Annotated in this window: 2 protein-coding genes; both read left to right on the plus strand. The window is 41.5% G+C overall.

Annotated elements, in window-relative coordinates:
* The first annotated feature begins 86 nt into the window (after nucleotides 1-86).
* Nucleotides 87-1,175, plus strand: coding sequence for a hypothetical protein (locus AC4MRV_RS21895; RefSeq protein WP_491189382.1), 1,089 nt, complete (start codon nucleotides 87-89; stop codon nucleotides 1,173-1,175).
* A partial coding sequence (locus AC4MRV_RS21900) for a DUF3857 domain-containing protein (protein ID WP_491189383.1) occupies nucleotides 1,172-2,442 on the plus strand: 1,271 nt, incomplete at its 3' end. The genes AC4MRV_RS21895 and AC4MRV_RS21900, both read left to right, overlap by 4 nt.

Below are 2,442 nucleotides of genomic sequence, written 5' to 3' on the forward strand. Positions count from 1 at the left end.
CTAGTAGATGAAGCAATGTCTTTAGAATCGTCATTAATCGTTGATTGTGATGTGTTGGCTTGAAAATAAAACATGGATTTTTACAAATGCAAGAAATCACCAATATGCCTTGCGACGAAACACAAAATGTCTCTTCACCTAGTGAACAAAAGCCAGGAAAAATAAAGGCTTCTTATCCAAGAAAACCGTTCGTAGATGCGCTCTTGTTTTTCTGCACCTTTGGCCTCTATTCCAGTTTCTGGCTTTACCGTCGCGTTAAAGAAATCAAGCTTATATCTAGAGCTGATTTTAAACCTTGGTTATGGGTATTCGTTCCTTACTTTGCCATCGTGCAGTTTTTCGCTTTTCGAAACTTAGGTAAGGCACTGAGTGATTTAGAAGATGATAGTACTGAGTCGAAGGTTAAAACCATATATGACTTGGGCTGTCTAGGCTTCGTACTAACCACGCTGTACTTCTCTGTGACTTCCAAATGGGCAACCTCAGCATGGCTAGAGTTTGTTGTATACATACTTGCTGCCATCTCGTTTGGTGCTATCGCCTATCGTGTAAACGCCTATAAAAAACAGGTTAAAGGAATCGAGTTCACAGGCAAGGAGCGCGGTTTCAATCCATTAGAGTGGGTGGTCGTACTAGTCATGACACCGACAGTTTTGGGTTTATTTGCTTTCTCTATTATCTCTCCATTAATGGTAGAGAAGTTGGATACTTTCTCTGATGGAAGTGTATTCGTACAAGAAAATCATGACTATCAGTTGACCTTCCATGGAAAAGGGTGGCAACAAGTGGAAGTCGGTACGTATTCTGATGGCACCGCATTAGCTGAATTTGAAAGTGAAGATTTTGATGCTTACTTTACGGTTTTTGAAAATGGGAAGTTCTCGGCTAACGACGTCAATGATCATATACAATGGCGTCGTCAGTGGTTCGGAGAGCAAATTGGTAATTCTAGCTGTAGGGAAGAGCGTCACTTTATAGGTGATGAATTTGTCGTAAAGATTGAAGTTATCTGTGTTAAAGATACCTTCAAGCCTGACGCTGCTGCTTTTTTAGCATTAATTCATTCACAAGATAAGACATACGAGTTGCTTGGTGTGCTCTCCCAACCTGAGTTGTCGTTCAATCGTAGGAAGCCTCAATTTGAAGCGATGATCAGGGAGTTTACACTGCAATGAGATTGAATCAGCTATTGGCATTAGCCTTGGCAACTTTGTCAAATTTCTCACTCATTCACGCTGATGAATTGCCTAATGTTGGATGGGATCTTTCTCAAGATGGCCTCAAAGATACTCTATTGTTGATCCCTCAAGACAATCAATATTCTGAGATGGTACAGCTGCTCAGAGATATAGAGTTCGATGTTCAGAAAGAACAAGTTATTGAACAAAGAACTATAGTCAATTATTTCCCTCGGTTTGTCGATACTGAGTCATATGGCACGATGAGTTTGTATTTCGACCCGAGCTATCAACAAGTGGTTATTCAGGCTGCCGCTTCGGTTTCTCCTGCTGGTGTTGTAAAACAGATCTCACCCTTACAAGTCCAGTTGTTGAACACTGGTAGTTACAACACATTTTCCAGTCGAAAAGAACTCGCGTTGGCTGTTCCTGGCCTAGAGGAAGGAAGTGTTGCGATACTGAAATATCAGGTTGTTACTCAGCGTTCGATGATGGAACATGATTGGGCTGAAGAGTTATTTACTCAACAAAACTACCCAATTGCTGCGTATAAACTCAATGTAAGTTGGAGTAATGAATCTCCGATATCCTGGTCCAAAGACACCGAAGTTGTTGAGTGTGAACAGTTGAATAACACCCTCGACTGTCAGGGGGAGGATATTCCTGCCTTTGAAGGGGACTATCAAGTTTTGTGGCGTGATGGAATCAACCGTGTTTCGTTGGGTTCGTTAAATTCTTGGCAAGATGTAGCAGATTTAGCGTCAACGAGGATGGCGGCAGCTTCGACAGACCAAACTGGTTTGGATAACCTCTTTTTAAGGCTAACAGTAGGAGCGAAAAGTACGGATGAAAAGATAGAGCGTATTTTGGCGTTTGTCTCTCGAGATATTCGATATGTTTCGCGCTCTGAATTTGGCCATGCAATGACGCCTCATGATATTGCAGAGACGATAGAAAATCGATTTGGCGACTGCAAAGATAAATCTACTTTGCTTTTGAGTCTGTTAAAGAAACTCAATTTAGAACCAGAATTAGTATTGGTAGCTACAAACCGAAATGACCCTGAAAGGGTTATCATACCAAGTATGTTGGCATTCAATCATGTCATCGTCTGTTTTGAATATGATGGTCAACGTTATTGCGTTGATCCAACAGACTCTCAAACTCACTGGCAATATACGCCTGCATGGGTACAAGGGAAAGTCTCATTGCCATTAACAGCGCACACGCAACTTGGTCAGATACAAAAAAGTCCTTATCGCTG

It is taken from the genome of Vibrio sp. (assembly GCF_984391705.1).

Excerpts from the sequence above, each read along its gene's own strand:
- AC4MRV_RS21895 (WP_491189382.1), top strand. The coding sequence starts at position 87 with ATGCAAGAAATCACCAATATGCCTTGCGACGAAACACAAAATGTCTCT.